The following is a 25,101-nucleotide window of genomic DNA, read 5'->3' as shown; positions in this document are numbered from 1 at the left end:
GCGCTGATGTGCGGCCCATTTTTGAGGATATTACGATGAGCAACACCTTGCTTGAGAGCGTGGTGAAGAAAAGCCGCGCCCGTTTGATTCCCTTTATGCTGGCGCTTTACGTGCTCGCATTTCTTGACCGTTCGAATATTGGCTTTGCCAAAGAGACCTACCAGTTGGATACCGGGCTAAGCAACGAAGCCTATGCGCTGGGAGCGGGGATTTTCTTTGTGGTGTACGCCTTTTTGGGGTACCCGCTAACCTGTTGATGCGTAAATTCGGCACGAAAAAGTGGATCGGCTGCACCACGCTGCTGTGGGGCGTTCTGTCTGCGGCGATGGCCTGGGCGGATACGGAAACTAAATTTCTGCTGGTGCGCACTTTACTCGGTGCCGCCGAGGCGGGCTTCTTCCCTGGCATGATCTATCTGACTTCGCAATGGTTCCCTCAGCAAAACCGCGCCAGCATTATGGGGCTGTTTTATATGGGCGCACCGTTGGCGTTAACGCTGGGCTCACCGCTCTCCGGCGCGCTGCTGGAAATGCACGGTTTTATGGGGCACCCCGGCTGGTTCTGGATGTTTGTTATCGAAGGGCTGCTGGCGGTTGGCGCCGGGTTCTTTACCTTCTTTTGGCTTGATGATACGCCGCAAAGCGCACGTTTTCTGACTGCCGCTGAAAAGCAGGCGTTGATTAGCCAGCTTGCCAGCGAAGAGGAGAAAAAGGTCACGTCGCGGCTGTCCGATGCGCTGCGCAATGGACGCGTCTGGCAGCTCGCCATTATCTACCTGACGATTCAGGTGGCGGTGTATGGTCTGATTTTCTTTCTGCCGACTCAGGTTGCCGCTCTGCTGGGCACCAAAGTGGGATTCTTTGCCTCGGTGGTGACGGCGATTCCGTGGGTTGCGGCATTGTTTGGCACCTGGTTTATCCCGCGTTACTCCGACCGCACCGGAGAGCGCCGTAACATCGCGGCATTCACCCTGTTGGCGGCGGCGATCGGTATTGCGGTCTCCGGGCTGGTGTCACCGGTACTGGCGATTATCGCGCTGTGCGTGGCGGCGGTCGGCGTGATTGCCGTGCAGCCGGTTTTCTGGACCATGCCGACGCAATTGTTGTCCGGCACCGCGTTGGCCGCAGGCATCGGCTTCGTGAACCTGTTCGGTGCGATTGGTGGTTTCCTGGCGCCGATTATTCGCGTCCAGGCCGAAACGATTTTTGCCAGCAATTCTGCCGGATTATTGACGCTCGCCTGCGTGGCGATTGTTGGGGTTGTTATTATCTTTTCACTGCGCGTTAATCGCACGGTGCCGCAGGCTGGCAGCGTACAGCATTAATTTAAGGGAGAACTATGAACGCAATTTTATCGAACCCATTTAAAGCGGGATTATTGAAGGGAGAAACGCAAATTGGCCTGTGGCTGAGCTCGACCTCTTCCTATATGGCAGAGATCGCCGCCACCTCGGGTTACGACTGGCTGCTGATTGATGGTGAACATGCGCCAAATACCATTCAGGATCTCTACCACCAGCTACAGGCGGTCGCCCCCTACGCCAGCCAGCCGGTGATTCGCCCGGTAGAGGGCAATCGTAGCCTGATTAAACAGGTACTGGATATTGGTGCCAGAACGCTATTGATCCCGATGGTCGATACCGCCGAACAGGCGCGAGATATTGTTTCGGCAACTCGCTATCCGCCGGTGGGTACGCGCGGAGTAGGGGCCGGAGTCGCTCGTGCAGCGCGCTGGGGGCGAGTGGAAAATTATATGGCGCAGGCTAACGATGAGCTGTGTTTGCTGATCCAGGTGGAGAGCAAAACGGCGCTCGATAATCTGGATGCGATCCTCGAAGTGGAAGGCATTGACGGCGTGTTTATCGGCCCGGCGGATTTATCGGCCTCGCTGGGGTATCCGGATAACGCCGGTCACCCGGAGGTGCAGCGGATCATTGAGCAGAGCATCCGGCGTATTCGCGAGGCCGGAAAAGCAGCCGGATTCCTGGCCGTCGACCCGGAGATGGCGCACAAAGCGCTGGCCTGGGGGGCAAATTTTGTTGCCGTGGGCGTCGATACCAACCTCTATACCAGCGCACTGGATAAGCGCCTGGCGATGTTCAAACCGGTATATGAACAGGCGGAGGGAAAGGGGAGCTACTAGTCTCCCCACCGCAGGCGCTGACCTCAGGCCAGCGCCTGCGCCAGTAGGGTGATGGGATGTTCGCAGCGTTTGCTGGTGGACATCTCAATTTGCCACTTGCAGGTTTCGCAATCGGTTACCACCAGGTCAGCGCCGCTCTCTTCAATTTGCCGAAACAACGGTGCGCCAATCGCCTGCGATGAGTCGTAGTTCTCCGACTTAAACCCGTAGGTTCCGGCGATCCCGCAGCACTGGGAGTCGAGCACTTCAAGCTGCAATCCGGGGATTAGCCGCAGCAGCTCAAGGGTATACAGCGACCAGCCCATTTTCTCCATATGACAAGGCGTGTGGTAAACCACCTTCAGCGGCAGCGGTTTTAACTTCAGAGGCCGACCCGCATCCAGTTGACGCCAGATCCAGCGGGTTGCCAGCTCGACCCGATCGCGAATGTCGTGGTTGTCGATATCAAGTACGTGCGGATATTCATCGCGCAGGGTAAAGGTGCAGGTTGATGACGTGGCGACAATCGGCAGGCTATTTTCCCGCATCGCGGTGACGTTGCTCAGCGCCTGTTTACGCGCTTTAGCAAAAAAACCGTTGGCAATCAGCGGCACCCCGCAGCACTTCTCTTTGCTGAGCAATTGAACGCCGATGCCCATCGCATTCAGTACATGAACCAGATCTTTGCCGAGCTGAGGATGGTTGTAGTTCACATAGCAGCCGTGAAAGAACGCCACCTGCTCGCTGTACTGCGCCTGTTGGGCGGCCAGTTGACGAAAAGCGCGGCGGAAGGTGCCAAAGCCATATTTGGGCAACGTGCGGCGATGGTCAATTTTGAGCGCCGCATCCAGAATCCGGCGTACCGGCATCAGCCCGGTGGCGGCGTTGACCAGTGGAGCAAACGGCGTGGAGAGTGTCCCCATGAGATCGGTATGACTGAGGATCGCATCGCGTAATGTCGGCTTTTGCTGACTGTATTGGATGCGTGCCCGCTGGATAATATCGCCGATTTTGACATCTGAAGGGCAGGCCACCTCGCAGCGTTTGCAGTTGATGCAATATTTTAACGCTTCGTCGTAAAGCGCCCCGTCTTTCAGTCGCAGGCGTTCGCCGTCCGGACCGGCCTGTTTTGGCCCCGGATAGCGCGGATTGACCCGACTGACCGGACAGGTTGTGGTGCAAACGGTGCATTTAATACAGTGTTCGAATCGGGTGTCGTTCATGATTCACCTCCGGCAAGCTCGCTGATTAGCTTCGCGGCGTGTAGCGCCGTCACCGCACAGACGCCGCCGCCGCATCCCAGCTCGATAGCATCAAAACCACCGAGCACAGAGCCAATGGCGAACAGGTTTTTCAGCGGCTCACCCTGAAGCTGCGGGCGCAGGGTGGCATCCGTTTTCAGGCCGAAGCGCTGCCACGGTTGCGAGGCAAAAAAGTCCCGTTGATACCAGCTTTCGCGCGGCAGCGTCTGCTGAAGGTCGAGGCCAAGAATCGGCTCGCGCACGCCGTTTCGTTCGGCGACCAGCCCATTGCTAAAAAAGCTGCCGCTGGCCAGCACCGTGAAGCGCGGGCGCAGTGGGATATCGCCGTGGTTGCGCGTCCAGACTGCGTTAACAAGGCCGTCCTGGTGGCTGATATTGACCGCTTCGTCGCCGGTAAGCCAGGTGCCGCCGCTACGGATAAAATGACGCTGGAGCTGAGCGTGCAGACGCATGCCTGGCACCGACGGCGGCAGAGTGGGCAGCAGGCGAAGCGGGCAGGGCAGACGCTGTTGGAGCCAGCGATACAACCGGTCGTCGGCGAGGCCGAAGCAGGCGGGCATGATTAGCAGGTCGTGTTGTTGCGCCAGCGGACGAAGCGCCGTCAGCAGCGCGGGCCAGTGGGTTTCATCATCCAGCAGGCGGGCAATATTGGCGGCGCGAAATTCGGACGGGTTATCGCGCAGGACGTCGAGCAGCGGTAAATCAATCTCTTGCGCAGTGGCGCTGATGCCGTTCTGATTCAGGGAGGCGGCGGCCAGATGCGGTTGAAAATCGGCAAAACCGCTGATGCCGACCAGGCCAACCCGACGGGCAGGCAGCGGCGCGGTGGCGATCTCCTGCGGTGAAAGCCAGGCCGCGCGTAGCGTGCCTAACGGTGTGACCCGCAGATGCGGCTGGCTGGCATCTCCCTGCATAGCGATATTGCAAGAAGCTAGCAGACTCTGGGTTTGCGCGGCGTACGCCATGACCTGTTCGACGCCAAGCCTGGCATAAGGGTGTTCGGGAAGCTGCTTTGTTAACTGGCCGATACCGTGAGCGACATCGGTGACGGTTTCGCCGTTCGGTAGCGTGGAGAGTAAATCCAGCGAGGCGGAAGAGAAGTGCAGGGCGCTCTGACCGCGGCTGATAATCACGCTGCGCAGGCCGCGTTGGTTGAGCATCAGTCCGCACAGGAGTCCGGCGAGTCCGCCGCCGATAATCGCGCAATCAAACTTCATCCTGATGCTCCTTTTCTAGCCCGCACAGGCCGAGATAGACCCAGCGGGTGAATTCGCTTTCGCGTAGCGCATCGCCCCAGGCGACGGGCTGCACACCTTTCCAGCGTTCGTTGAGAAATTCGGACAGCTGCGTTAGCGAGCGGGCGGAGGTGGTGACGTTGAAACGCTGGAGCAGTCCGGCGGCGCGGCAGGCGCAAAGCTCGCCTTGGCAGGTTCCCATGCCAATCCGGGTACGGCGGCGTAAATCGAGCAGGTTATTTACCGCCAGATTTTCTACCGCGTACTGAACTTCTCCGGCGGTGACCGCCTCGCATTCGCAGATCAGGCTGCGGTGCTGACGGCTATCGCCAAGCCATGCCGGGGTGCGGTCGCCGTGGCGGTAAATAGCCGACCCGCGTAGCGGCGCGGGTAAAGAGATAATTTTGCGCAGGGTGGTTTCCGTCGGTTCTTGCGAGCCCGGCAGCGGCGTGTCGGCGGTGGTGCAGGCGACGGCGTTACCGAGCTTGCGGCATACGGCATCGGTGGCCCATTCCGCCATCAGGCGATAGGTCATCAGCTTGCCGCCGGTAATGGTAATAAAGCCTTTCAGACCGTCGCGCTCGGCGTGGTCGAGCAGAACGATGCCGCGGCTGACGCTACGTCCGCTCGGATCGTCATCGCTGGCGACCAGCGGGCGCACGCCGGAGTAGGCGCGCAGTACCCGAGTGCGGCCCAGTACCGGGGCCAGCTTTTCGCCTTCGCGCAGCAGAATATCAACTTCGGCGGCGGTGACCCGATTGTCATCAATCTCATCGTAAGCGATGTGCGTTGAGGTGGTACCAATCAGCGAGATGGTATCGCCGGGGACCAGGATATCGGCATCGGCAGGTTTACGGCAGCGGTTGATAACCTGTTGGTTAATGCGATGGTCGAGGATGAGCAGCGAGCCCTTAGCCGGGAACATGGCGACGCGCAGGTCGGCATATTCGGCGATGCGCTGCCCCCAGATCCCGGCAGCGTTAACCACCACGCTGGCGCGTAGAGTCTGCGTCTGACGCTGTGAGTGGTTGTAGAGCTGTACGCCACTGACGGTATCGCCATTGCGCAGCAGACTTGTCACTTCGCAGCCGGTATAAATCAAGGCGCCATGCTCGCGAGCATCCAGCATATTGGCGGCAGTGAGGCGGAACGGGTCGACGGTGCCGTCAGGAACCTGCACCGCGCCGAGCAGCGTTGGGTTGACCGCAGGCTCAATGCGCAGCGCCTCGGAAGGCGTCAGAGGATTGGCATCGATACCCGCTTGTTGACAGGCGGTAATAAAGGTTTGCTGGTAGGCCAGGTCGTCCTCGGGGAGGGTGATAAACAATCCGCTGGTCGGTTCAATGCAGTGGCGGGCGATGCGGCGTAAAATGCGGTTTTCGCTGATGCACTCCCGCGCTGATTCGCTATCGGTGACCGCATAGCGCGCGCCGCTATGCAGCAATCCATGGTTGCGACCGGTTGCGCCGGTGGCGATATCATAACGCTCAACCAGCGCCACCTTCAGTCCGCGCAGCGCGCAGTCGCGCGCAATTCCGGCTCCCGTTGCGCCGCCGCCAATAATAATGACGTCATACTCAAGACAATCGGCCATCTCCCTGTCCTCTGTTTTCGTTTTACTCCATTTAGTCATATCAATAGTGTGTGATGTTTGATTTCGAGCATATTTGCGCGAAATTCGAACATTTTATGTGACTTTGTGCGCATGTTGGAAAGTGGTGTCATATTTCTGTAACAAAGTGTGCGATATTTCACAGTATTAGGTTTACGCTTTTCCTACCATCGCGACTCATCGGAAGTTAGTGAATAAATTACATTTTTTGCATCGATGTCAGAAGAACAGCAATAGCCACGGAGGCTGATATGTTAAGTGTATTCAAACCCGCAGCGCATAAGGCACGTTTGCCAACGGAGGAGATCGATCCGTTATATCGTCGATTACGCTGGCAGATCTTTATTGGCATCTTCTTTGGTTATGCTGCTTACTATTTGGTTCGTAAGAACTTTGCGTTGGCAATGCCTTATCTTATTGAACAAGGTTTTTCTCGTGGCGACCTTGGCTTCGCGCTTTCCGGTATTTCCATTGCCTACGGATTTTCGAAATTCATCATGGGGTCGGTCTCCGATCGCTCGAATCCGCGTATTTTCTTACCAGCAGGTTTGATTCTTGCAGCATTAGTGATGTTGGTGATGGGCTTTGTGCCGTGGGCTACCTCCAGCATTATGGTGATGTTCGTTCTGCTGTTTCTCTGCGGTTGGTTCCAGGGGATGGGCTGGCCGCCGTGTGGACGCACAATGGTGCACTGGTGGTCGCAGAAAGAACGCGGCAGTATTGTTTCGGTATGGAACTGTGCGCATAACGTTGGCGGCGGGATCCCGCCGCTGCTGTTCCTGCTGGGGATGGCGTGGTTTAACGACTGGCACGCAGCGCTGTATATGCCAGCATTCGGCGCGATCCTGCTGGCGATTTTCGCCTTCGCCATGATGCGCGATACCCCGCAATCCTGTGGCCTGCCGTCGATCGAAGAGTATAAAAACGATTACCCTGATGACTATAGCGAGAAGCATGAAGAAGAGTTGACCGCGAAGCAGATCTTTATGCAGTACATTCTGCCGAACAAGCTGTTGTGGTACATCGCCGTCGCCAACGTGTTTGTTTATCTCCTGCGCTATGGCATCCTCGACTGGTCGCCGACCTATCTGAAAGAGGTTAAACACTTTGCGCTGGATAAATCGTCCTGGGCCTATTTCCTCTATGAGTACGCGGGGATCCCGGGTACGCTGCTATGCGGCTGGATGTCGGATAAAGTGTTTAAAGGCAACCGCGGCGCGACCGGCGTCTTCTTTATGACCCTGGTCACTATTGCCACCGTTGTTTACTGGCTGAACCCGCCAGGTAATCCGGGTGTGGATATGGCCTGTATGATCGTGATTGGCTTCCTGATCTACGGTCCGGTGATGCTGATTGGTCTGCATGCGCTGGAGCTGGCGCCGAAAAAAGCCGCTGGCACCGCCGCTGGCTTCACCGGTCTGTTCGGTTATCTTGGCGGCTCAGTGGCCGCGAGCGCCATTGTCGGCTATACCGTCGATTTCTTCGGCTGGGACGGCGGCTTTATGGTGATGATTGGCGGCAGCGTGCTGGCCGTTGTATTACTGATTATCGTGATGCTGGGTGAGCGGCGTCATCATCAACAGATGAAGCAGGTTTAATAATAGCCAGTGCGACGCTGAGTTTCGACGTCGTAGCCGCGGAGAACATCGTCATTGCCTGCATCAGTACCAACGGTTATTTGTCGGGTGAGGCCGTGCGGTTTCCATAAGATAAACGTTCAAAAGCCGGGTTGACCCGGCTTTTGAACTGTCGTTTTGGATGGTTGAACACGCGTAGTGTCACCTGATAAAACTACATCTCGATTTCAATATCCCCTTTCGCCCGGCAGCAGCAGGGCAAAATCTCTCCCGGCTGGATAAACGCCAGCGGCTCGGTTAGCCAGTCAACCTGACCGGAAACCAGCCGCGTGCGGCAGGAACCGCAGTAACCTTCGCGGCACTGATACTCCACGTCGATATTATGCGATTCCAGCGCTGCGAGCAGCGAAGGGTGCTCATCCTGACACTCGAGGCGAGTGTCAGAAATCTTCAAAAAAATGCGTTTCATCAGAGCTGGAAGTTACTCAGATCGTCAGCATCGACTTCTGCGTCGATTTGTCCGACCAGATAAGAACTGACTTCTACTTCCTGCGGTGCAACCTGTACGTTATCGGACACCAGCCAGGTGTTGATCCACGGGATCGGGTTGGAGCGGGTCTGGAACGGCAGATCGAGACCGACCGCCTGCATGCGAATGTTGGTGATGTATTCGACGTACTGACACAGAATATCTTTATTCAGGCCGATCATCGAACCGTCGCGGAACAGATAATCTGCCCACTCTTTCTCCTGCTGGGCCGCCAGGACAAACAGGTCATAGCACTCCTGCTTGCACTCTTCGGCGATTTCCGCCATTTCCGGGTCATCGACGCCAGAACGCAGCAGGTTGAGCATATGCTGGGTGCCGGTCAGGTGCAGCGCTTCGTCACGGGCAATCAGGCGGATAATCTTGGCATTCCCTTCCATCAGCTTGCGCTCGGCGAAGGCGAATGAGCAGGCGAAGCTGACGTAGAAGCGGATGGCTTCCAGGGCGTTAACGCTCATCAGGCAGATATAGAGTTTCTTTTTCAGTTCGCGCAGATTAACGGTGATGGTTTTACCATTAACGCTGTGCGTACCTTCACCCAGCAGATGCCAGTAGCTGGTTAGCTCGATCAATTCATCGTAATAGCTGGAGATCCCTTCAGCACGTTTCTGAATCTGCTCGTTGGTGACGATATCGTCAAACACCACCGCCGGATCGTTGACGATATTACGGATGATGTGGGTGTAGGAGCGCGAGTGGATCGTTTCTGAAAACGCCCAGGTTTCAACCCAGGTTTCCAGTTCCGGAATTGAAATCAGCGGCAGCAGAGCGACGTTCGGGCTGCGGCCCTGGATGGAGTCGAGCAGCGTCTGATACTTCAGGTTGCTGATGAAGATGTGTTTTTCATGCTCCGGCAGCGCCTGGTAGTCGATACGGTCGCGGGAAACGTCAACTTCTTCCGGACGCCAGAAGAAGGAGAGCTGCTTTTCAATTAGCTTTTCGAAGATGTCATATTTTTGCTGATCGTAGCGGGCGACGTTCACCGGTTGACCAAAAAACATCGGCTCAAGCAGCTGATCGTTTTTAGTCTGTGAGAAAGTGGTATATGCCATTAAAGTGAGTCCTGTTGAGATTGTATGGCCCGGCGGCACTTCGTTTGCCGGGCCTACAAAACCGTATGCCGGGTAAGCATAGCGCCACCCGGCAAAATAACTTAGATCTTACATGCGCCGCTTTCGCAGCCATCGTCCTGAATGGACGGCGCCAGGTCATCCTGGGCATCTTCCGCGCCATCACGGGTGTTGTGATAGTACAGAGTTTTCACGCCGAATTTATAGGCATTGAGCAAGTCTTTCAGCAACTGCTGCATTGGCACTTTCCCGGATGGGAAACGCGTCGGGTCGTAGTTGGTGTTGGCAGAAATCGACTGGTCGATAAACTTCTGCATGATACCCACCAGCTGTAAATAACCATCGTTGCCCGGCATTTCCCAGAGCAGCTCGTAGCCGTTCTGCAATTTTTCGTAGTCCGGCACCACCTGACGCAGGATACCGTCTTTTGACGCTTTGATGCTGACGTGGCCGCGCGGCGGTTCAATGCCGTTAGTGGCGTTGGAGATCTGCGAAGAGGTCTCGGACGGCATCAGCGCGGAGAGCGTGGAGTTACGCAGGCCGTGTGTTTTGATTGATTCGCGCAGGGCTTCCCAGTCGTAGTGCAGGGATTCGCTGACGATAGCATCGAGATCTTTTTTATAGGTATCGATCGGCAGAATGCCTTTCGCATAGGTGGTTTCGTTAAACCACGGACATGCGCCTTGCTCGATAGCCAGCTCGTTAGAAGCTTTCAGCAGGTAATACTGAATGGCTTCGAACGTTTTGTGCGTCAGGTTGTTGGCGCTGCCGTCGGAATAGCGTTTGCCGTGCTTCGCCAGATAGTAGGCGAAGTTAATCACGCCAATGCCCAGCGTACGACGACCCATGGCGCCGCGTTTGGCTGCCGGGATCGGGTAGTCCTGATAATCAAGCAGGGCATCCAGGGCGCGAACCGCCAGCACCGCCAGATCTTCCAGCTCATCGAGGCTATCAATTACGCCAAGGTTGAAAGCGGACAGGGTGCACAGCGCGATTTCGCCATTTTCGTCGTTAACGTCTTCCAGCGGTTTGGTCGGCAGAGCGATTTCCAGGCACAGGTTGGATTGACGCACCGGCGCGACAGTCGGATCAAATGGGCTATGGGTGTTGCAGTGATCAACGTTCTGAATATAGATACGGCCAGTAGAAGCACGTTCCTGCATCATCAGTGAGAACAGTTCAACGGCTTTGATCCGCTGTTTGCGGATGCTGGCATCTTGTTCATATTGGGTGTACAGGCGCTCGAACTCGTCCTGATCGGCGAAGAACGCGTCGTACAGACCCGGAACGTCGGATGGGCTGAACAGGGTGATATCTCCGCCTTTCAGCAAGCGGGTGTACATCAGTTTGTTGATCTGCACGCCGTAGTCCATGTGACGAACGCGGTTAGCGTCGGTACCACGGTTATTTTTCAGTACCAGCAGGCTTTCGACTTCCAGATGCCACATCGGGTAGAAGAGGGTTGCCGCACCGCCGCGCACGCCGCCCTGAGAGCAGGATTTCACTGCCGTCTGGAAGTGTTTATAGAATGGGATACAACCGGTGTGGAACGCTTCGCCGCCGCGGATCGGGCTGCCTAACGCACGAATGCGGCCAGCGTTAATACCGATACCCGCACGCTGAGAAACGTATTTCACAATCGCGCTGGAGGTGGCATTGATGGAATCCAGGCTGTCACCGCACTCGATCAGAACGCAGGAGCTGAACTGGCGAGTTGGGGTGCGCACGCCGGACATAATCGGCGTCGGCAGCGAGATTTTAAAGGTCGACACCGCATCATAGAAACGCTTCACGTAGTCCAGACGGGTTGCGCGCGGATAGTTAGAGAACAGGCACGCGGCGACCAGAATGTACAGGAACTGCGCGCTTTCGTAGATCTCGCCGGTGACGCGGTTCTGCACCAGGTATTTCCCTTCCAGTTGCTTAACTGCAGCATAGGAGAAGGTCATGTCACGATCGTGCTCGATGAACGAATCCATCTGCTTGAACTCTTCTTCCGTGTAGTCTTCCAGCAGATGAGTATCGTATTTGCCGTTTTTCACCATCTTTGACACGTGATCGAACAGCGCTGGCGGCTCAAACTGGCCGTAGGCTTTTTTACGCAGATGGAAAATCGCCAGACGCGCGGCGAGATACTGGTAATCCGGTGCCTCGCGGGAGATAAGGTCCGCAGCGGCTTTAATAATAGTTTCGTGAATATCGGCGGTTTTGATGCCGTCATAGAACTGAATGTGTGAACGCAGTTCTACCTGAGAAATCGAAACGTTATTCAGTCCTTCTGCCGCCCAATCCAGCACGCGGTGGATTTTGTCGAGATTGATGCGCTCGGTGCTACCGTCACGCTTTGTCACCAGCAGACTCTGATTCATGTGGATTATACCTGTCCGTGAAAGAAAATATCCCCCACTTATCCACAGATAGCCGTTGTGACTAACTCTGTGGATAAATACTATATGTAGGGGGTGGTCGATAAAAGAAACGCTATATGGTGAGTATTCTAGTAAGGATTCTTTTGAGTACAAGAGTTGATTTTGAGGTTAAATTGAGGTTGCGGAAGCGTAATGATCGCTAAGTCCACGCCACATAAGGCCTGGAAGAGATGTCAATAAATCAGAAAAAAAAATGAAAATTTGATCGAGTGCTGATTTCTTCATCGCAAGAAAAAATCACGCGGCTTGATGCCGCGCAATCATCATAAGAAAAGCAGCTGACGTTATGCGCTTTTGGCTGTTGTATGCAACATATAGTTAACATCAACGCCGGGTGCCAGCTTGAAGGTGTTGATCAGTGGATTGTAATGCAGGCCGGTAATATGCTGCTCTTTCAGAGTAGTCTGATCAATCCAACCAATTAGCTCCGCAGGTTTAATGAATTTCTTCACGTCATGGGTCCCTTTTGGCACCATCTTCATAACGTACTCAGCCCCCACCACCGCCATTAGCCACGCTTTACCGTTACGGTTAATCGTGGAGAAGAAGACCTGGCCACCTGGTTTTACTAATCGCGCGCAGGCGTGAACTACGGATTGCGGATCAGGGACATGCTCCAGCATCTCCATACAGGTGACGACGTCATACTGCTGAGCGTGCTTCGCCGCGTGCTCTTCAACCGTTTCCTGGACATAGGTGACCTGAATTCCGCTCTCCAGCGCATGCAGTTTGGCGACCTGTAGCGGTTCAAAACCCATATCCAGGCCGGTCACCGTTGCGCCTTCGCGCGCCATGCTCTCCGCAAGGATGCCGCCACCGCAGCCGACATCGAGCACTTTTTTGCCGAACAGGCCGCCGGAACGCTCTGCTATATAGCCCAGGCGCAGGGGGTTGATGCGATGTAATGGCTTGAACTCGCCCTCTAAATCCCACCAGCGCGATGCGACAGCTTCAAATTTGGCGATTTCATTATGATCAACGTTGGGGGCCACCGACGGTTTTTCGGCATTCATGGGCGCTTTTACTCCTTTTCAGTTCAGACCCGCGAGTATATCAGCAGACCGCTATGAATAAACCGTATTGGTTTACCTCTCTTACCGCGGCTGTGTTATAATTTGCGACCTTTGAATCCGGGATACAGTAGAGGGATAGCGGTTAGATGAGCGACCTTGCGAGAGAAATTACACCGGTCAACATTGAGGAAGAGCTGAAGAGCTCGTATCTGGATTATGCGATGTCGGTCATTGTTGGCCGCGCACTTCCGGACGTCCGAGATGGCCTTAAGCCGGTACACCGTCGCGTACTATACGCCATGAACGTATTGGGCAATGACTGGAACAAAGCCTATAAAAAATCTGCCCGTGTCGTGGGTGACGTCATCGGTAAATACCACCCGCATGGTGATATCGCCGTTTATGACACCATTGTTCGTATGGCGCAGCCATTCTCCTTGCGTTACATGCTGGTAGATGGCCAGGGTAACTTTGGTTCTGTCGATGGGGACTCCGCCGCAGCGATGCGTTATACGGAAATCCGTATGTCGAAGATCGCCCACGAGCTGATGGCCGACCTGGAAAAAGAGACGGTAGATTTCGTCGATAACTACGACGGCACCGAAAGAATTCCAGATGTTATGCCGACTAAGATCCCGAACCTGTTAGTTAACGGTTCGTCCGGCATCGCGGTGGGTATGGCGACTAACATTCCGCCGCACAACCTGACCGAAGTGATCAACGGTTGCCTGGCCTACGTTGACAACGAAGACATCAGCATTGAAGGGCTGATGGAACACATTCCTGGTCCGGACTTCCCGACCGCTGCGATCATCAACGGTCGTCGTGGCATTGAAGAAGCCTACCGCACCGGTCGCGGCAAAGTGTACATTCGCGCCCGCGCGGAAGTGGAAGCTGACGCGAAAACCGGTCGTGAAACTATTATCGTCCACGAAATTCCGTATCAGGTGAACAAAGCGCGCCTGATTGAGAAAATCGCCGAGCTGGTAAAAGACAAACGCGTTGAAGGCATTAGCGCGCTGCGTGACGAGTCTGATAAAGACGGTATGCGCATCGTGATTGAAGTGAAACGCGACGCGGTGGGTGAAGTGGTTCTCAACAACCTCTACTCCCAGACCCAGCTGCAGGTCTCCTTCGGTATCAACATGGTTGCATTGCACCATGGTCAGCCGAAGATCATGAATCTGAAAGAAATTATTGCTGCGTTTGTGCGCCACCGCCGTGAAGTGGTGACGCGTCGTACTATTTTCGAACTGCGTAAAGCGCGTGACCGCGCACATATCCTTGAAGCGCTGGCGATTGCTCTGGCCAACATCGACCCGATTATCGAGCTGATCCGCCGTGCGCCGACCCCGGCGGAAGCGAAAGCTGGCTTAATCGCGCGTTCATGGGATCTGGGCAACGTTTCCGCGATGCTGGAACGTGCCGGTGATGACGCCGCGCGTCCGGAATGGCTGGAGCCTGAATTCGGCGTACGCGACGGTCAGTACTACCTAACCGAACAGCAGGCCCAGGCGATTCTGGATCTGCGTTTGCAGAAACTGACCGGTCTTGAGCACGAAAAACTGCTCGACGAATACAAAGAGCTGCTGGAACAGATCGCTGAACTGCTGCACATTCTGGGCAGCGCCGATCGCCTGATGGAAGTCATCCGTGAAGAGCTGGAGCTGGTTCGTGAACAGTTTGGCGATGCGCGCCGTACTGAAATCACTGCCAACAGCGCCGATATCAACATCGAAGACCTGATCAACCAGGAAGATGTTGTGGTGACTCTGTCCCATCAGGGCTACGTGAAGTATCAGCCGTTAACCGATTACGAAGCTCAGCGTCGTGGTGGTAAAGGTAAATCTGCGGCACGTATTAAAGAAGAAGACTTTATCGATCGTCTGCTGGTGGCCAACACCCATGACACGATCCTGTGCTTCTCCAGCCGTGGTCGTCTGTACTGGATGAAGGTTTATCAGCTGCCGGAAGCGAGCCGTGGCGCGCGTGGCCGTCCGATCGTCAACCTGCTGCCGCTGGAAGCCAACGAACGTATCACCGCTATTCTGCCGGTGCGCGAGTACGAAGAGGGCGTGAACGTCTTTATGGCCACCGCCAGCGGTACCGTGAAGAAAACGGCGCTGACCGAGTTCAGCCGTCCGCGTTCAGCCGGTATTATTGCGGTTAACCTCAACGAAGGCGATGAGCTGATTGGCGTCGATCTGACCTCGGGTCAGGATGAAGTCATGCTGTTCTCTGCTGCCGGTAAAGTTGTGCGCTTTAAAGAAGATGCTGTTCGTGCGATGGGTCGTACCGCGACCGGCGTGCGCGGTATCAAACTCGCAGGCGAGGACAAAGTCGTTTCGCTGATTATTCCGCGCGGCGAAGGGGCTATCCTGACCGTGACGCAGAATGGCTACGGTAAACGTACTGCGGCTGAAGAGTATCCGACCAAATCTCGTGCGACGCAGGGCGTTATCTCGATCAAAGTGACCGAGCGTAACGGTTCCGTGGTGGGCGCGGTGCAGGTAACTGATACCGACCAGATCATGATGATCACCGATGCGGGCACGCTGGTGCGAACCCGCGTATCGGAAGTCAGCGTGGTAGGGCGTAACACCCAGGGCGTTATCCTCATCCGCACCGCGGAAGATGAAAACGTGGTGGGCCTGCAGCGTGTTGCTGAGCCGGTTGATGATGAAGAACTGGATGCCATCGACGGCAGCGTAGCGGAAGGCGATGAGGATATCGCGCCGGAAGCGGACACTGACGATGATATCGCCGAAGATGAAGAGTAATTCTCTGCGGTAATTGTTCTGAAAGGGTCGGGGTTATCCCCGGCCCTTTTTGTTTCCCCGTTGCGGGACTGTTATTTTATCGTTACCTTAACCCCATTCTGTTGAGTCCCTGACGGCCGAGCATCGCCACATTGAAATATCTAGCTTCTTTCCATACGACGTTAAAGGTTTCACGCTACCTGTTCAGAGCGCTGGCGGTACTGCTGTGGATGCTGATCGCTTTTGTCTCGGTGTTTTACATCGTTAATGCCCTGCATGATCGGGAATCGGAAATTCGTCAGGAATTTAATCTGAATGCCGATCAGGCGCAGCGTTATATTCAGCGTACGGCAGACGTTATCAAAGAGCTGAAATACGTCGCGGGTAATCGGCCAATGAACGGCAGTGAAGGCGGTGATGCGCCAGTACAGAGTGGCGATATTGCGATCCCTACTTTTGAACCGCTATACCCTGATTCCGACTGCGCGCTAATGAGCACTACCTGGCGTAACTCTCTGCAGTCGCTGGCGTGGTTCATGCGCTATTGGCGCGACAACTTCTCTACGGCGTATGATCTCAACCGTATCTTTTTGATTGGCAGTGATAATCTCTGTATGGCTAACTTCGGCCTGCGGGATGTGCCGCTGGAGCGAGATCAGGCGCTTAAAGTTTTACATCAACGTATCGAGCAATATCATAATGCTCCACAAAACGAACGTGGCAACAACCTGTTCTGGATAAGCCAGGGCGTGCGTCCAGGCGTTGGGTATTTTTACGCGCTGACGCCGATATATATGGCTAACCGGCTGCAGGCGATGCTTGGCGTGGAACAAACTATCCGCATGGAAAGTTTCTTTACTCCGGGTAGTTTGCCGATGAACGTCACTATTCTTGACGATAACGGTCAGTCACTCATTTCGCTCGCCGGGTCAGACAGCAATATTAAACCTGACGCGAAGTGGATGCAGGAACGGTTATGGTTTGGCTATACCTCGGGCTTTCGCGAACTGGCGATGAAAAAAAGCCTGCCACCGTCATCTTTGAGCATCGTCTATTCAGTGTCGGTGGAACAGGTGTTAGAACGCATCCGGATGCTGATCCTTAACGCCATTGTGCTCAATATCCTGACCGGGGTTATCCTTTTTGCGCTGGCCCGGATGTATGAGCGGCGGATTTTTATTCCGGCAGAAAATGACGCCCAACGCCTGGAAGAGCATGAGCAGTTCAACCGAAAAATTGTGGCTTCCGCGCCGGTAGGGATCTGTATTTTACGTACGCTCGACGGCACTAATATCTTGAGTAACGAGCTGGCGCATAACTATCTCAACATGTTGACGCATGAGGACCGGCAGCGGTTAACGCAGATCATCTGCGGTCAGCAGGTGAACTTTGTTGACGTGCTGACCAGTAATAATACCAATCTGCAAATCAGCTTCGTTCACTCGCGCTATCGTAACGAAAACGTGGCGATTTGCGTGCTGGTGGATGTCTCGGCGCGCGTCAAAATGGAGGAGTCGCTGCAGGAGATGGCCCAGGCCGCAGAACAGGCCAGCCAGTCGAAATCGATGTTCCTTGCCACCGTTAGTCACGAACTGCGCACGCCGTTGTACGGGATTATCGGCAATCTCGATTTGCTGCAGACGAAAGAGCTGCCGAAGGGCGTTGATCGCTTGGTGACGGCGATGAATAACTCCTCCAGCCTGCTGCTGAAAATTATCAGCGACATCCTCGATTTCTCGAAAATTGAGTCCGAGCAGCTCAAAATTGAACCGCGGGAGTTTTCGCCCCGTGAAGTGATGAACCACATTTCCGCTAACTACCTGCCGTTGGTGGTGCGCAAACAGCTTGGGCTGTACTGCTTTATTGAACCCGACGTGCCGCAGCTGATGTCCGGCGATCCGATGCGCTTGCAGCAGGTTATTTCAAACCTGCTGAGTAACGCGATTAAGTTTACTGATACCGGCTGCATTATCCTGCATGTAGAGCGGGCGGGCGACTACCTACAAATTAGCGTGCGCGACACCGGCGAGGGCATCCCGGCAAAAGAAGTCGTGCGTCTGTTCGACCCGTTCTTCCAGGTCGGCACCGGCGTGCAGCGTAACTTCCAGGGAACCGGTCTCGGTCTGGCGATTTGTGAAAAGCTTATCAGCATGATGGATGGCGATATCGCCGTCGAAACGGAACCGGGCATGGGTAGCCGGTTCACTATTCGAATTCCACTGTATGGCGTACAAGATACACCGTCGCTGATTGTTGATAGCCTGTCTGACAAATGCTGTTGGCTGGCGATTGATAACACCTCTTTGGCGCTGTTTGTCGAGTCGTTGCTGAAATACCGCGGTATTCCTGCCCGTCGTTTTGAAGGGCAAGCGCCGGGAGCGGATGATATTTTGCTGACCGATAGCGAGACCAATGCGGCGTGGCCAGGAAGCGCCGTGATTATCTTCTGCCGTCGGCATATCGGTATTCCGCTGGAGCGAGCGCCGGGTGAGTGGTTGCATAGCGTCACGACGCCGCATGAACTGCTGCCGCTGCTCGGACGCATCTTCCATATCGCCGTCGATAGCGCGGAAAACGGCCCTGTGCTATCCGCGCCAGAAACGCAAACTGCCGACAATGATGACATGATGATTCTGGTGGTGGATGATCATCCAATCAACCGGCGTCTTTTGGCCGATCAGCTGGGATCTCTGGGCTATCAGTGCATCACCGCAAACGACGGGGTCGATGCGCTTAACGTACTGAGTAAACAGCATATTGATATTGTGCTCAGTGACGTCAACATGCCGAATATGGATGGTTATCGACTGACTCAGCGCATTCGTCAACTGGGATTGACGTTGCCGGTAATTGGCGTGACCGCTAATGCGCTGGCCGAAGAGAAGCAGCGCTGTCTGGAGTCCGGTATGGATAGCTGTTTATCCAAGCCGGTAACCCTCGATATTATCAAACAAACATTGACGGTCTATGCCACGCGGGTGCGCAAGGGAAGGGCGTAAGGGATTCTCCCGGATAGCGCGGCGCTATCCGGGAAGAGAGAGGTTAGTCTTTGTCCGTAGAACTCAGAGAAACGGAAGAGAGGTAGTTCAGCAGGGCGATATCGTTTTCCACGCCGAGTTTCATCATCGCCGATTTTTTCTGGCTACTGATGGTTTTGATACTGCGGTTCAGCTTTTTGGCAATCTCGGTAACCAGGAAGCCTTCGGCGAACAGGCGCAATACTTCACTCTCTTTTGGCGACAGGCGTTTGTCACCGTAACCACCGGCGCTGATTTTTTCCAGCAGACGCGAAACGCTTTCCGGGGTGAATTTCTTGCCTTTCTGCAATGCGGCCAGCGCTTTCGGCAGATCGGTCGGTGCGCCCTGCTTCAGTACGATCCCTTCGATATCCAGATCCAGTACCGCGCTCAGGATCGCCGGGTTGTTATTCATCGTGAGAACAATGATCGACAGATCCGGGAAATGCCGCTTGATGTATTTGATAAGCGTAATCCCATCACCGTACTTGTCGCCGGGCATGGATAGGTCGCTAATCAGGACGTGAGCGTCCAGCTTAGGAAGATTGTTGATTAATGCCGTGGAGTCTTCAAACTCGCCAACAACGTTCACCCACTCGATTTGCTCAAGTGACTTACGAATACCGAACAGTACGATCGGATGGTCATCGGCAATAATTACGTTCATATTGTTCATGTATTAGGCTACCTTGCTACAGCAAGCTCTTGACGTAGACGTCAATGTCGCTGATATATTTTTCTATGCCTTGAGTATCTTTTTCACGAATCAGATGCTCAAGCGTTTCACATAATTGCTTGCCGGGTACCAGATTAAGCATAGCAAACGCCCCTTTGAGGCGGTGAGCGGTTTGCGCCAGCGCGGCTAAATCGCTCGTTGCCAGTTCATTATACAGCCTCTTAACATCATCTGGTACCGTGTCGGCAAACAGCGCGTAATAGCCGCTGGCATGCAGTTCGGCGTTACTCACGCTTTCACGGGGAGAGGGCTGCCCCTCTTCATCAGCCAGTTGCTGCTCTATCAGCTGAAGAATAGCTTCCTGCATCGCGGTGCTGATATTAAAATTGACGCGGAGCTGACCTGGACTAATCTTATGAATCCCGACTTCATCATCGCTTAAAAGCAAGCCTGAAGCAGTAAGATTAGACGGATTATCCGTTAAAAAGAGATCATATTGTTGACTTGTTATTCTATCATCCGGCGAGATGCAGGTCGCGCCCCAGCTTTCGAGCTGGCGCGTAACGATACGGCGCACCTCATTAGAGGTAACATCAAGCAATACCACAACATCATCCAGTAGATGTTCCCCTGAATCACTCTCTTCTTCACTGGCCGCCATTTTAAGATGCAGGGAATAGCGGGTACCCAGCGACTCGCGGGCTTTAATATTCAACTGTCCACCGAGCTTGCGGGTCAGGCGATCGCAGAGCCAGAAGGTAAGGGCGTTAGCTTTACCATAGAGGTCTGACTGCGTCTCGTTGAGGAACGGGAAGTGCATATTATCGATTTCGTCACTGGAAACTCCATTACCGGTGTCAAGAATACGGAAGGTCAGGCGATCGTCTGCCGACTCATCTTTACTCACTTCCAGAGTGATTTTGCCAATCTGAGTTGTGGTGACCGAGTACTGAATTAACAGTAAAAGCGTGCGCCGCAACGCATCACGATCGCCGTAACGTTGCTCATTTGCCGGTAGTGCATTGTTAATCAGTAGCTGCAGCCCTTTGCGTTTGATGATCGGTAAGACTTCAGGTACCACTTCATCTATGAGTTCCTGAATGGAGAACAGGCCCTGGGCGCTTTTCCAGCTGTCGCTCTCAAGGAGGTTTGCCAGTTGAATCTCATCCACCAGCTGTACCAGTTCATCTGCATGCTGGGCCAGCTTATGGCTTTCAGCAATACCGAGCGCCGCCGCTTCTTCTGCCAGCGTTTGCGCAGGTTGTTTTAGCGCAGCGCCGATATGCTGCATAAAGGCAGCGCGGCCTTGCTGGTTTTTCTCGTACAGACGTTGAGCCTGTTTGAGTTTCCTGGCGACCAGAACTTCACGATCCTGATCGCGAATGATGAAGATTTGCGTACGCGGTGAGACCTGGCTGCGGAACTGGCGGATTTCATACAATTCATTATTCACCGTGGCCTGAATGACGCCCTGGTGCTGATCGGCCATATTGATAATATTCTGCAGGTTCAAATGCGGCAGCAGATGATCGGCGATAGGATTGCTGATTATCGTACGATTAGCCTCCTGGTCATGAACCAACAGCCCCAATGGCAGCAGCGAGACTATCTCTTCATGGATTGCGCGTTGGGCGCGTAATTCGCTATTGGCAGCCGAAGATACCGCTGTGCTGACCACGTTTTTACGTCCGCTGTAGTGGCGAAAGGTCGTGAAACCGAACAGCGTCAGCGCCAGCAGGCCGATATTCAACAGCAGCGGCAGCAAAATATTCTGTAAGGACTCCAGGATCAGCTCGCTGAAGGGCACCATCCAAACCAGCCGCATACCGGTGGTATTAATGGTGGTGGTAATTTCAATCCGCGGGCCATTAAAGTTGATGCTGACGATATCGGCGGCTTCTTTGTCCGGATTGTTGCTGATGCTTTGCGACGGATCGGGTTCAAGACGGAAGCTCTCCAGCGACATGCTGGGAGGAATGAGATCGTTAATGGGGAGATCGAAAGCCACAACGGTCGCCAGGTGGCCCGGCTGGTTAAAAGTGGTGCGTAAAGTAAAGTAGTAACCGTTCTGCCATGCGAGATGACGCAGTGACGAAAATGTCTCACGTTCATCTAATGTATTTGCCTGGAGCAACATTTCGGCCCGTCGGGACTCCACGACGCTGCTGATAGTTGACTCTTTAAAGCTGGAGGAGAGATCTTTTAACGGCAGCGTTGAAACTAAAATAAGGCTGTTATCGAGTCCGTTAAGGTAATACATCGACCAGGGAATGGTCTCCGCGCCCCATAAGATGTCGAGATAGTTGGTGATTTTTTGCGTCATTTCCAGCGTTGAGCTGTCATGAGAGCCAAAAATCAGCGCTTCTGTTTTGCGCCTGGGTTTCTCCAGGTAGTAAACATCCTGTTTCAAACGCGTTTCTTGTAAACCGCTCTCTCCGGTTGTGCCGGGAGAGGTTGCCGCGATGTTGTCATATATTTGCCAGGTGGCGTAGCGCCAGGTATCAATACGCTTATGCAAGTCATAGCTGACATCGACAACCTGATAACTTTTGTCTTTCAGCCATGCGTTGACGGCGCTTTGAATCATGACCCCCATCGTCGCCAGCAGGACGATGACCATTAAAATGAAGAAACGGGTAATGTTGCCGGGGATCAGGGAAAATTTTTTCGGGGTCATCGTGTGAGAGTATGACTCATCAGTGTTTGTAAACGGAATGTTGCGCCCGGGTAACTGGGAGCAGGACGGATGCTATAGCCAGTATAAAGGCTAATGCCGTAAATCCATACAACTGAATATCATACATTGTTTTATTTGCCTTAAGATTCATCTTAGAACCGTGGCGGCAGACAAACATGAACAGTGCGATTGTTTTTGTACAATTACTTACCGATTTTTCAAATTAAATAGCACTAATTAACAAGAAATTGTGCGAATAACCTTAATTCTGCGCGTAAGTTGTTTGATTAATAACCGTTATTTTTTGTTGTGCCAGGAAGGGAATAATTAAAGATGTGTAAAGAAGGGTAAAAAAAACCGGATGCGAGGCATCCGGTAGAAATAGGGGTAAACAGACATTCAGAACTGAATGACGGTAATAAATAAAGTTAATGATGATAGCGGGATTAATTTTAGTCTCAGTTGAGATTTTTGTTTTACCATTCAGTGCTATAGGAGTGTAACTTCATAACGTATTGATATTGATTGATAATTTTAATTTTTTGATTATTAGTGCTTATTTAAATGGTCTGTATGGAGATAAAAAAAGTTCCCTCTAATTTACAAATTGAAACATCTTGTGCGCATTTGGAAACATTTTAGAAGTTTTAGTATCATATTCTTGTTGGATTATTCTGTATTTTGCAGCACAATGAAATAGCCGACTGATTAGAAGGGTAATCAGTAAGCAGTGGCAATAATAAAAGGCATATAACAAACAGAGGGTTAATAACATGAAAGTTAAAGTACTGTCCCTCCTGGTACCAGCTCTGCTGGTAGCGGGCGCAGCAAATGCGGCTGAAGTCTATAACAAAGATGGCAACAAATTAGACCTGTACGGTAAAATCGACGGTCTGCACTATTTCTCTGACGACAAATCTTCCGATGGCGACCAGACCTACATGCGTCTGGGCATCAAAGGCGAAACTCAGATCAACGACCAGCTGACCGGTTACGGCCAGTGGGAATACAACGTTCAGGCGAACAACACTGAAAGCTCCAGCGATCAGGCATGGACTCGTCTGGCATTTGCAGGTCTGAAATTCGGCGACGCGGGTTCTTTCGACTACGGTCGTAACTACGGCGTTGTTTACGACGTAACTTCCTGGACTGACGTTCTGCCGGAATTCGGCGGCGACACCTACGGTTCTGACAACTTCCTGCAGTCCCGTGCTAACGGCGTGGCAACCTACCGTAACTCAGACTTCTTCGGTCTGGTTGACGGTCTGAACTTTGCTCTGCAGTACCAGGGTAAAAACGGCAGCGTAAGTGGTGAAGGCGCGACTAACAATGGTCGTGGCTGGAACAAACAGAATGGCGACGGTTACGGCACCGCTGTAACTTATGATATCTGGGAAGGTATCAGCGCTGGTTTCGCGTACTCTCACTCCAAACGTACCTCTGAGCAGAACAGCATCAACACCAGATATACTGACTCTGACAACATTTCTCGCCGCATTCTGGGTGAAGGTGACAACGCTGAAACCTACACCGGTGGCCTGAAATATGACGCCAACAATATCTACCTGGCAACTCAGTACTCCCAGACCTATAACGCAACTCGTACTGGTAACATCGGTTTTGCAAATAAAGCGCAGAACTTTGAAGTTGTTGCTCAGTACCAGTTCGACTTCGGTCTGCGTCCGTCCGTGGCTTACCTGCAGTCTAAAGGTAAGGACCTCGGCCGATATGGTGATCAGGATATCCTGAAATATGTTGATGTGGGCGCGACCTACTACTTCAACAAAAATATGTCTACCTACGTTGATTACAAAATCAACCTGCTGGACGACAACAAATTCACCAAAGATGCTAGCATCTCTACCGACGACATCGTTGCTCTGGGTCTGGTTTACCAGTTCTAAGCACGCTGAAGTTTCGAAAAAGGCGCCGATGGCGCCTTTTTTTATGCCCCGTTTACTCTTGCTGGTGTACTCTTTGGGCCTTAGCAAGAGGAAGCCAATTTTTATGGATATCACTTTTTTCCGCACCGCCCTGTTCGGGATTTGCGTATTACTCTCGGGCTGTGACTCAGCCACCACTCCAGAGTCACCAAAATCCGCTGCGACCGTGCTGGATGGTAAAACCATGGGCACGTTCTGGCGAGTCAGCGTGATCAATGTTGATGAAGCAAAGGCCCAGGAGCTGCGCCAGAAGGTGCAGGCTCAGCTGGATGCCGACGATCGTCTGCTCTCAACATGGAAAAACGATTCTGCGCTGATGCGTTTCAACCATTCACTAGGCACCACCCCCTGGCCGGTCAGCGAAGCGATGGCGGATATCGTCACCCTATCGCTGCGCATTGGCGCTAAAACCCATGGCGCGATGGATATTACCGTCGGGCCATTGGTCAATTTATGGGGTTTTGGCCCGGATAAACAGCCGGTAAAAACGCCGGATACGCAGCAAATTGCCGCGGCAAAAGCGCGCAGTGGGTTACAGCACCTGACGGTCATTAACCAGGCTGACAAGCAGTTTTTGCAAAAAGATATTCCTGATCTGTTTGTCGATCTTTCCACCGTAGGTGAAGGATACGCAGCCGATCACTTAGCGCGCCTGATGGAACAAGAAGGGATCTCGCGTTACCTGGTTTCCGTAGGTGGCGCGCTGGTGAGTCGCGGAATGAATGCCGAAGAACAGCCGTGGCGGGTGGCGATCCAGAAGCCGACCGACCGCGAAAACGCCGTTCAGGCGATCGTTGATATTAACGGCCACGGTATCAGCACCTCCGGCAGCTACCGCAACTACTATGAGCTGGACGGTAAGCGCATCTCGCACGTTATCGATCCGCAAACCGGGCGACCGATCGATCATAAGCTGGTTTCGGTGACAGTTATCGCCCCAACGGCGCTGGAAGCCGACGGCTGGGATACCGGACTGATGGTGTTAGGACCGAAGAGGGCGCAGGACGTGGTGCGTGAACAGGGACTGGCAGTGTATATGATTATCAAAGAAGGTGAAGGGTTTAAAACCTGGATGTCGCCGCAGTTCCGCGCGTTCCTCGTCGGCGAGAAAAATTAAACCGCAAGATTTCGGGTTTTTGCTAACGGACTTCGGCCCAGACTGA

15 protein-coding genes and 1 pseudogene are annotated in these 25,101 nt (G+C 53.6%); 7 read left to right on the top strand and 9 right to left on the bottom strand.

Annotated elements, in window-relative coordinates; genetic code table 11:
• The first annotated feature begins 35 nt into the window (after positions 1-35).
• Positions 36-1,324: pseudogene (locus tag HV127_RS27300) on the top strand (MFS transporter).
• A gap of 14 nt (positions 1,325-1,338) precedes the next feature.
• On the top strand, positions 1,339-2,142 hold the full coding sequence (gene yfaU, locus HV127_RS27295) for a 2-keto-3-deoxy-L-rhamnonate aldolase (RefSeq protein WP_182240051.1): 804 nt from the start codon (positions 1,339-1,341) through the stop codon (positions 2,140-2,142).
• Positions 2,143-2,165: 23 nt separating this feature from the next.
• Here the strand turns inward: yfaU and glpC are convergent, their stop codons facing one another.
• Genes glpC through glpA form a run of 3 tightly spaced genes read right to left on the bottom strand, consistent with a single transcriptional unit; the run spans position 2,166 to position 6,212 of the window.
• Entirely contained in the window at positions 2,166-3,344 is a 1,179-nt protein-coding gene (glpC, locus tag HV127_RS27290; RefSeq protein ID WP_110272317.1) for an anaerobic glycerol-3-phosphate dehydrogenase subunit GlpC, read from the bottom strand.
• Positions 3,341-4,600: a glycerol-3-phosphate dehydrogenase subunit GlpB gene (gene glpB / locus HV127_RS27285; protein ID WP_182240049.1), complete on the bottom strand. Its 1,260-nt coding sequence runs from the start codon at positions 4,598-4,600 to the stop codon at positions 3,341-3,343. Before glpB ends, glpC begins: the two co-directional genes overlap by 4 nt.
• Positions 4,590-6,212 carry an anaerobic glycerol-3-phosphate dehydrogenase subunit A gene (gene glpA, locus HV127_RS27280; RefSeq protein ID WP_182240048.1) on the bottom strand — a complete coding sequence of 541 codons (1,623 nt, stop codon included), beginning with the start codon at positions 6,210-6,212 and terminating at the stop codon, positions 4,590-4,592. Before glpA ends, glpB begins: the two co-directional genes overlap by 11 nt.
• 269 nt (positions 6,213-6,481) lie before the next feature.
• Here glpA and glpT point away from each other — a divergent pair, with 269 nt between their 5' ends.
• The gene (glpT, locus tag HV127_RS27275) at positions 6,482-7,828 is read left to right on the top strand and encodes a glycerol-3-phosphate transporter (protein ID WP_182240047.1); all 1,347 of its coding nucleotides are present in this window, start codon (positions 6,482-6,484) and stop codon (positions 7,826-7,828) included.
• 193 nt (positions 7,829-8,021) lie between these two features.
• On the opposite strand, the gene yfaE is transcribed toward glpT, so the two are convergent.
• From yfaE to ubiG, 4 genes are all read right to left on the bottom strand, one after another.
• A complete protein-coding gene (yfaE, locus tag HV127_RS27270; RefSeq protein WP_002913017.1) occupies positions 8,022-8,276 on the bottom strand; it encodes a class I ribonucleotide reductase maintenance protein YfaE in 255 nt (84 codons plus the stop codon).
• Positions 8,276-9,406, bottom strand: coding sequence for a class Ia ribonucleoside-diphosphate reductase subunit beta (gene nrdB, locus HV127_RS27265; protein ID WP_110272321.1), 1,131 nt, complete (start codon positions 9,404-9,406; stop codon positions 8,276-8,278). Before nrdB ends, yfaE begins: the two co-directional genes overlap by 1 nt.
• A gap of 101 nt (positions 9,407-9,507) precedes the next feature.
• Positions 9,508-11,793, bottom strand: a complete 2,286-nt coding sequence (gene nrdA / locus HV127_RS27260) for a class 1a ribonucleoside-diphosphate reductase subunit alpha (RefSeq protein ID WP_182240046.1) — start codon at positions 11,791-11,793, stop codon at positions 9,508-9,510.
• A gap of 344 nt (positions 11,794-12,137) precedes the next feature.
• Positions 12,138-12,866 (bottom strand): bifunctional 2-polyprenyl-6-hydroxyphenol methylase/3-demethylubiquinol 3-O-methyltransferase UbiG, encoded by a 729-nt coding sequence (ubiG, locus tag HV127_RS27255; RefSeq protein WP_182240045.1) that lies wholly within the window; start codon positions 12,864-12,866, stop codon positions 12,138-12,140.
• 146 nt (positions 12,867-13,012) lie between these two features.
• Between ubiG and gyrA the strand changes: the two genes are divergently transcribed.
• Both gyrA and rcsC read left to right on the top strand, forming a co-directional pair.
• A complete protein-coding gene (gyrA, locus tag HV127_RS27250) occupies positions 13,013-15,646 on the top strand; it encodes a DNA topoisomerase (ATP-hydrolyzing) subunit A (RefSeq protein WP_182240044.1) in 2,634 nt (877 codons plus the stop codon).
• Positions 15,647-15,777: 131 nt separating this feature from the next.
• The gene (gene rcsC / locus HV127_RS27245) at positions 15,778-18,624 is read left to right on the top strand and encodes a two-component system sensor histidine kinase RcsC (RefSeq protein ID WP_182240043.1); all 2,847 of its coding nucleotides are present in this window, start codon (positions 15,778-15,780) and stop codon (positions 18,622-18,624) included.
• Between the two features lie 43 nt (positions 18,625-18,667).
• On the opposite strand, the gene rcsB is transcribed toward rcsC, so the two are convergent.
• Entirely contained in the window at positions 18,668-19,318 is a 651-nt protein-coding gene (rcsB, locus tag HV127_RS27240) for a response regulator transcription factor RcsB (protein WP_110272326.1), read from the bottom strand.
• Positions 19,319-19,334: 16 nt separating this feature from the next.
• On the bottom strand, positions 19,335-21,995 hold the full coding sequence (rcsD, locus tag HV127_RS27235; protein ID WP_182240042.1) for a phosphotransferase RcsD: 2,661 nt from the start codon (positions 21,993-21,995) through the stop codon (positions 19,335-19,337).
• Positions 21,996-22,768: 773 nt separating this feature from the next.
• Between rcsD and HV127_RS27230 the strand changes: the two genes are divergently transcribed.
• Together HV127_RS27230 and apbE are read left to right on the top strand one after the other, a co-directional pair.
• Positions 22,769-23,899 (top strand): porin OmpC, encoded by a 1,131-nt coding sequence (locus HV127_RS27230; protein ID WP_182240041.1) that lies wholly within the window; start codon positions 22,769-22,771, stop codon positions 23,897-23,899.
• A 103-nt stretch (positions 23,900-24,002) separates the two neighbouring features.
• Positions 24,003-25,055, top strand: a complete 1,053-nt coding sequence (gene apbE / locus HV127_RS27225) for an FAD:protein FMN transferase ApbE (protein WP_182240040.1) — start codon at positions 24,003-24,005, stop codon at positions 25,053-25,055.
• Positions 25,056-25,101: the final 46 nt, after the last annotated feature.

It is taken from the genome of Klebsiella sp. RHBSTW-00215, from assembly GCF_014103785.1.
Classification (GTDB): domain Bacteria; phylum Pseudomonadota; class Gammaproteobacteria; order Enterobacterales; family Enterobacteriaceae; genus Klebsiella.
The sequence above is the reverse complement of the archived record's forward strand: the minus strand, read 5'-3'. Positions and strand labels throughout refer to the sequence as shown.

Bases quoted from the DNA above. Each gene is read 5' to 3' on its own strand.
- yfaU (WP_182240051.1), top strand. From the start codon at position 1,339: ATGAACGCAATTTTATCGAACCCATTTAAAGCGGGATTATTGAAGGGA.
- glpC (WP_110272317.1), bottom strand. From the start codon at position 3,344: ATGAACGACACCCGATTCGAACACTGTATTAAATGCACCGTTTGCACC.
- glpB (WP_182240049.1), bottom strand. From the start codon at position 4,600: ATGAAGTTTGATTGCGCGATTATCGGCGGCGGACTCGCCGGACTCCTG.
- glpA (WP_182240048.1), bottom strand. From the start codon at position 6,212: ATGGCCGATTGTCTTGAGTATGACGTCATTATTATTGGCGGCGGCGCA.
- glpT (WP_182240047.1), top strand. From the start codon at position 6,482: ATGTTAAGTGTATTCAAACCCGCAGCGCATAAGGCACGTTTGCCAACG.
- yfaE (WP_002913017.1), bottom strand. From the start codon at position 8,276: ATGAAACGCATTTTTTTGAAGATTTCTGACACTCGCCTCGAGTGTCAG.
- nrdB (WP_110272321.1), bottom strand. From the start codon at position 9,406: ATGGCATATACCACTTTCTCACAGACTAAAAACGATCAGCTGCTTGAG.
- nrdA (WP_182240046.1), bottom strand. From the start codon at position 11,793: ATGAATCAGAGTCTGCTGGTGACAAAGCGTGACGGTAGCACCGAGCGC.
- ubiG (WP_182240045.1), bottom strand. From the start codon at position 12,866: ATGAATGCCGAAAAACCGTCGGTGGCCCCCAACGTTGATCATAATGAA.
- gyrA (WP_182240044.1), top strand. From the start codon at position 13,013: ATGAGCGACCTTGCGAGAGAAATTACACCGGTCAACATTGAGGAAGAG.
- rcsB (WP_110272326.1), bottom strand. From the start codon at position 19,318: ATGAACAATATGAACGTAATTATTGCCGATGACCATCCGATCGTACTG.
- rcsD (WP_182240042.1), bottom strand. From the start codon at position 21,995: ATGACCCCGAAAAAATTTTCCCTGATCCCCGGCAACATTACCCGTTTC.
- HV127_RS27230 (WP_182240041.1), top strand. From the start codon at position 22,769: ATGAAAGTTAAAGTACTGTCCCTCCTGGTACCAGCTCTGCTGGTAGCG.
- apbE (WP_182240040.1), top strand. From the start codon at position 24,003: ATGGATATCACTTTTTTCCGCACCGCCCTGTTCGGGATTTGCGTATTA.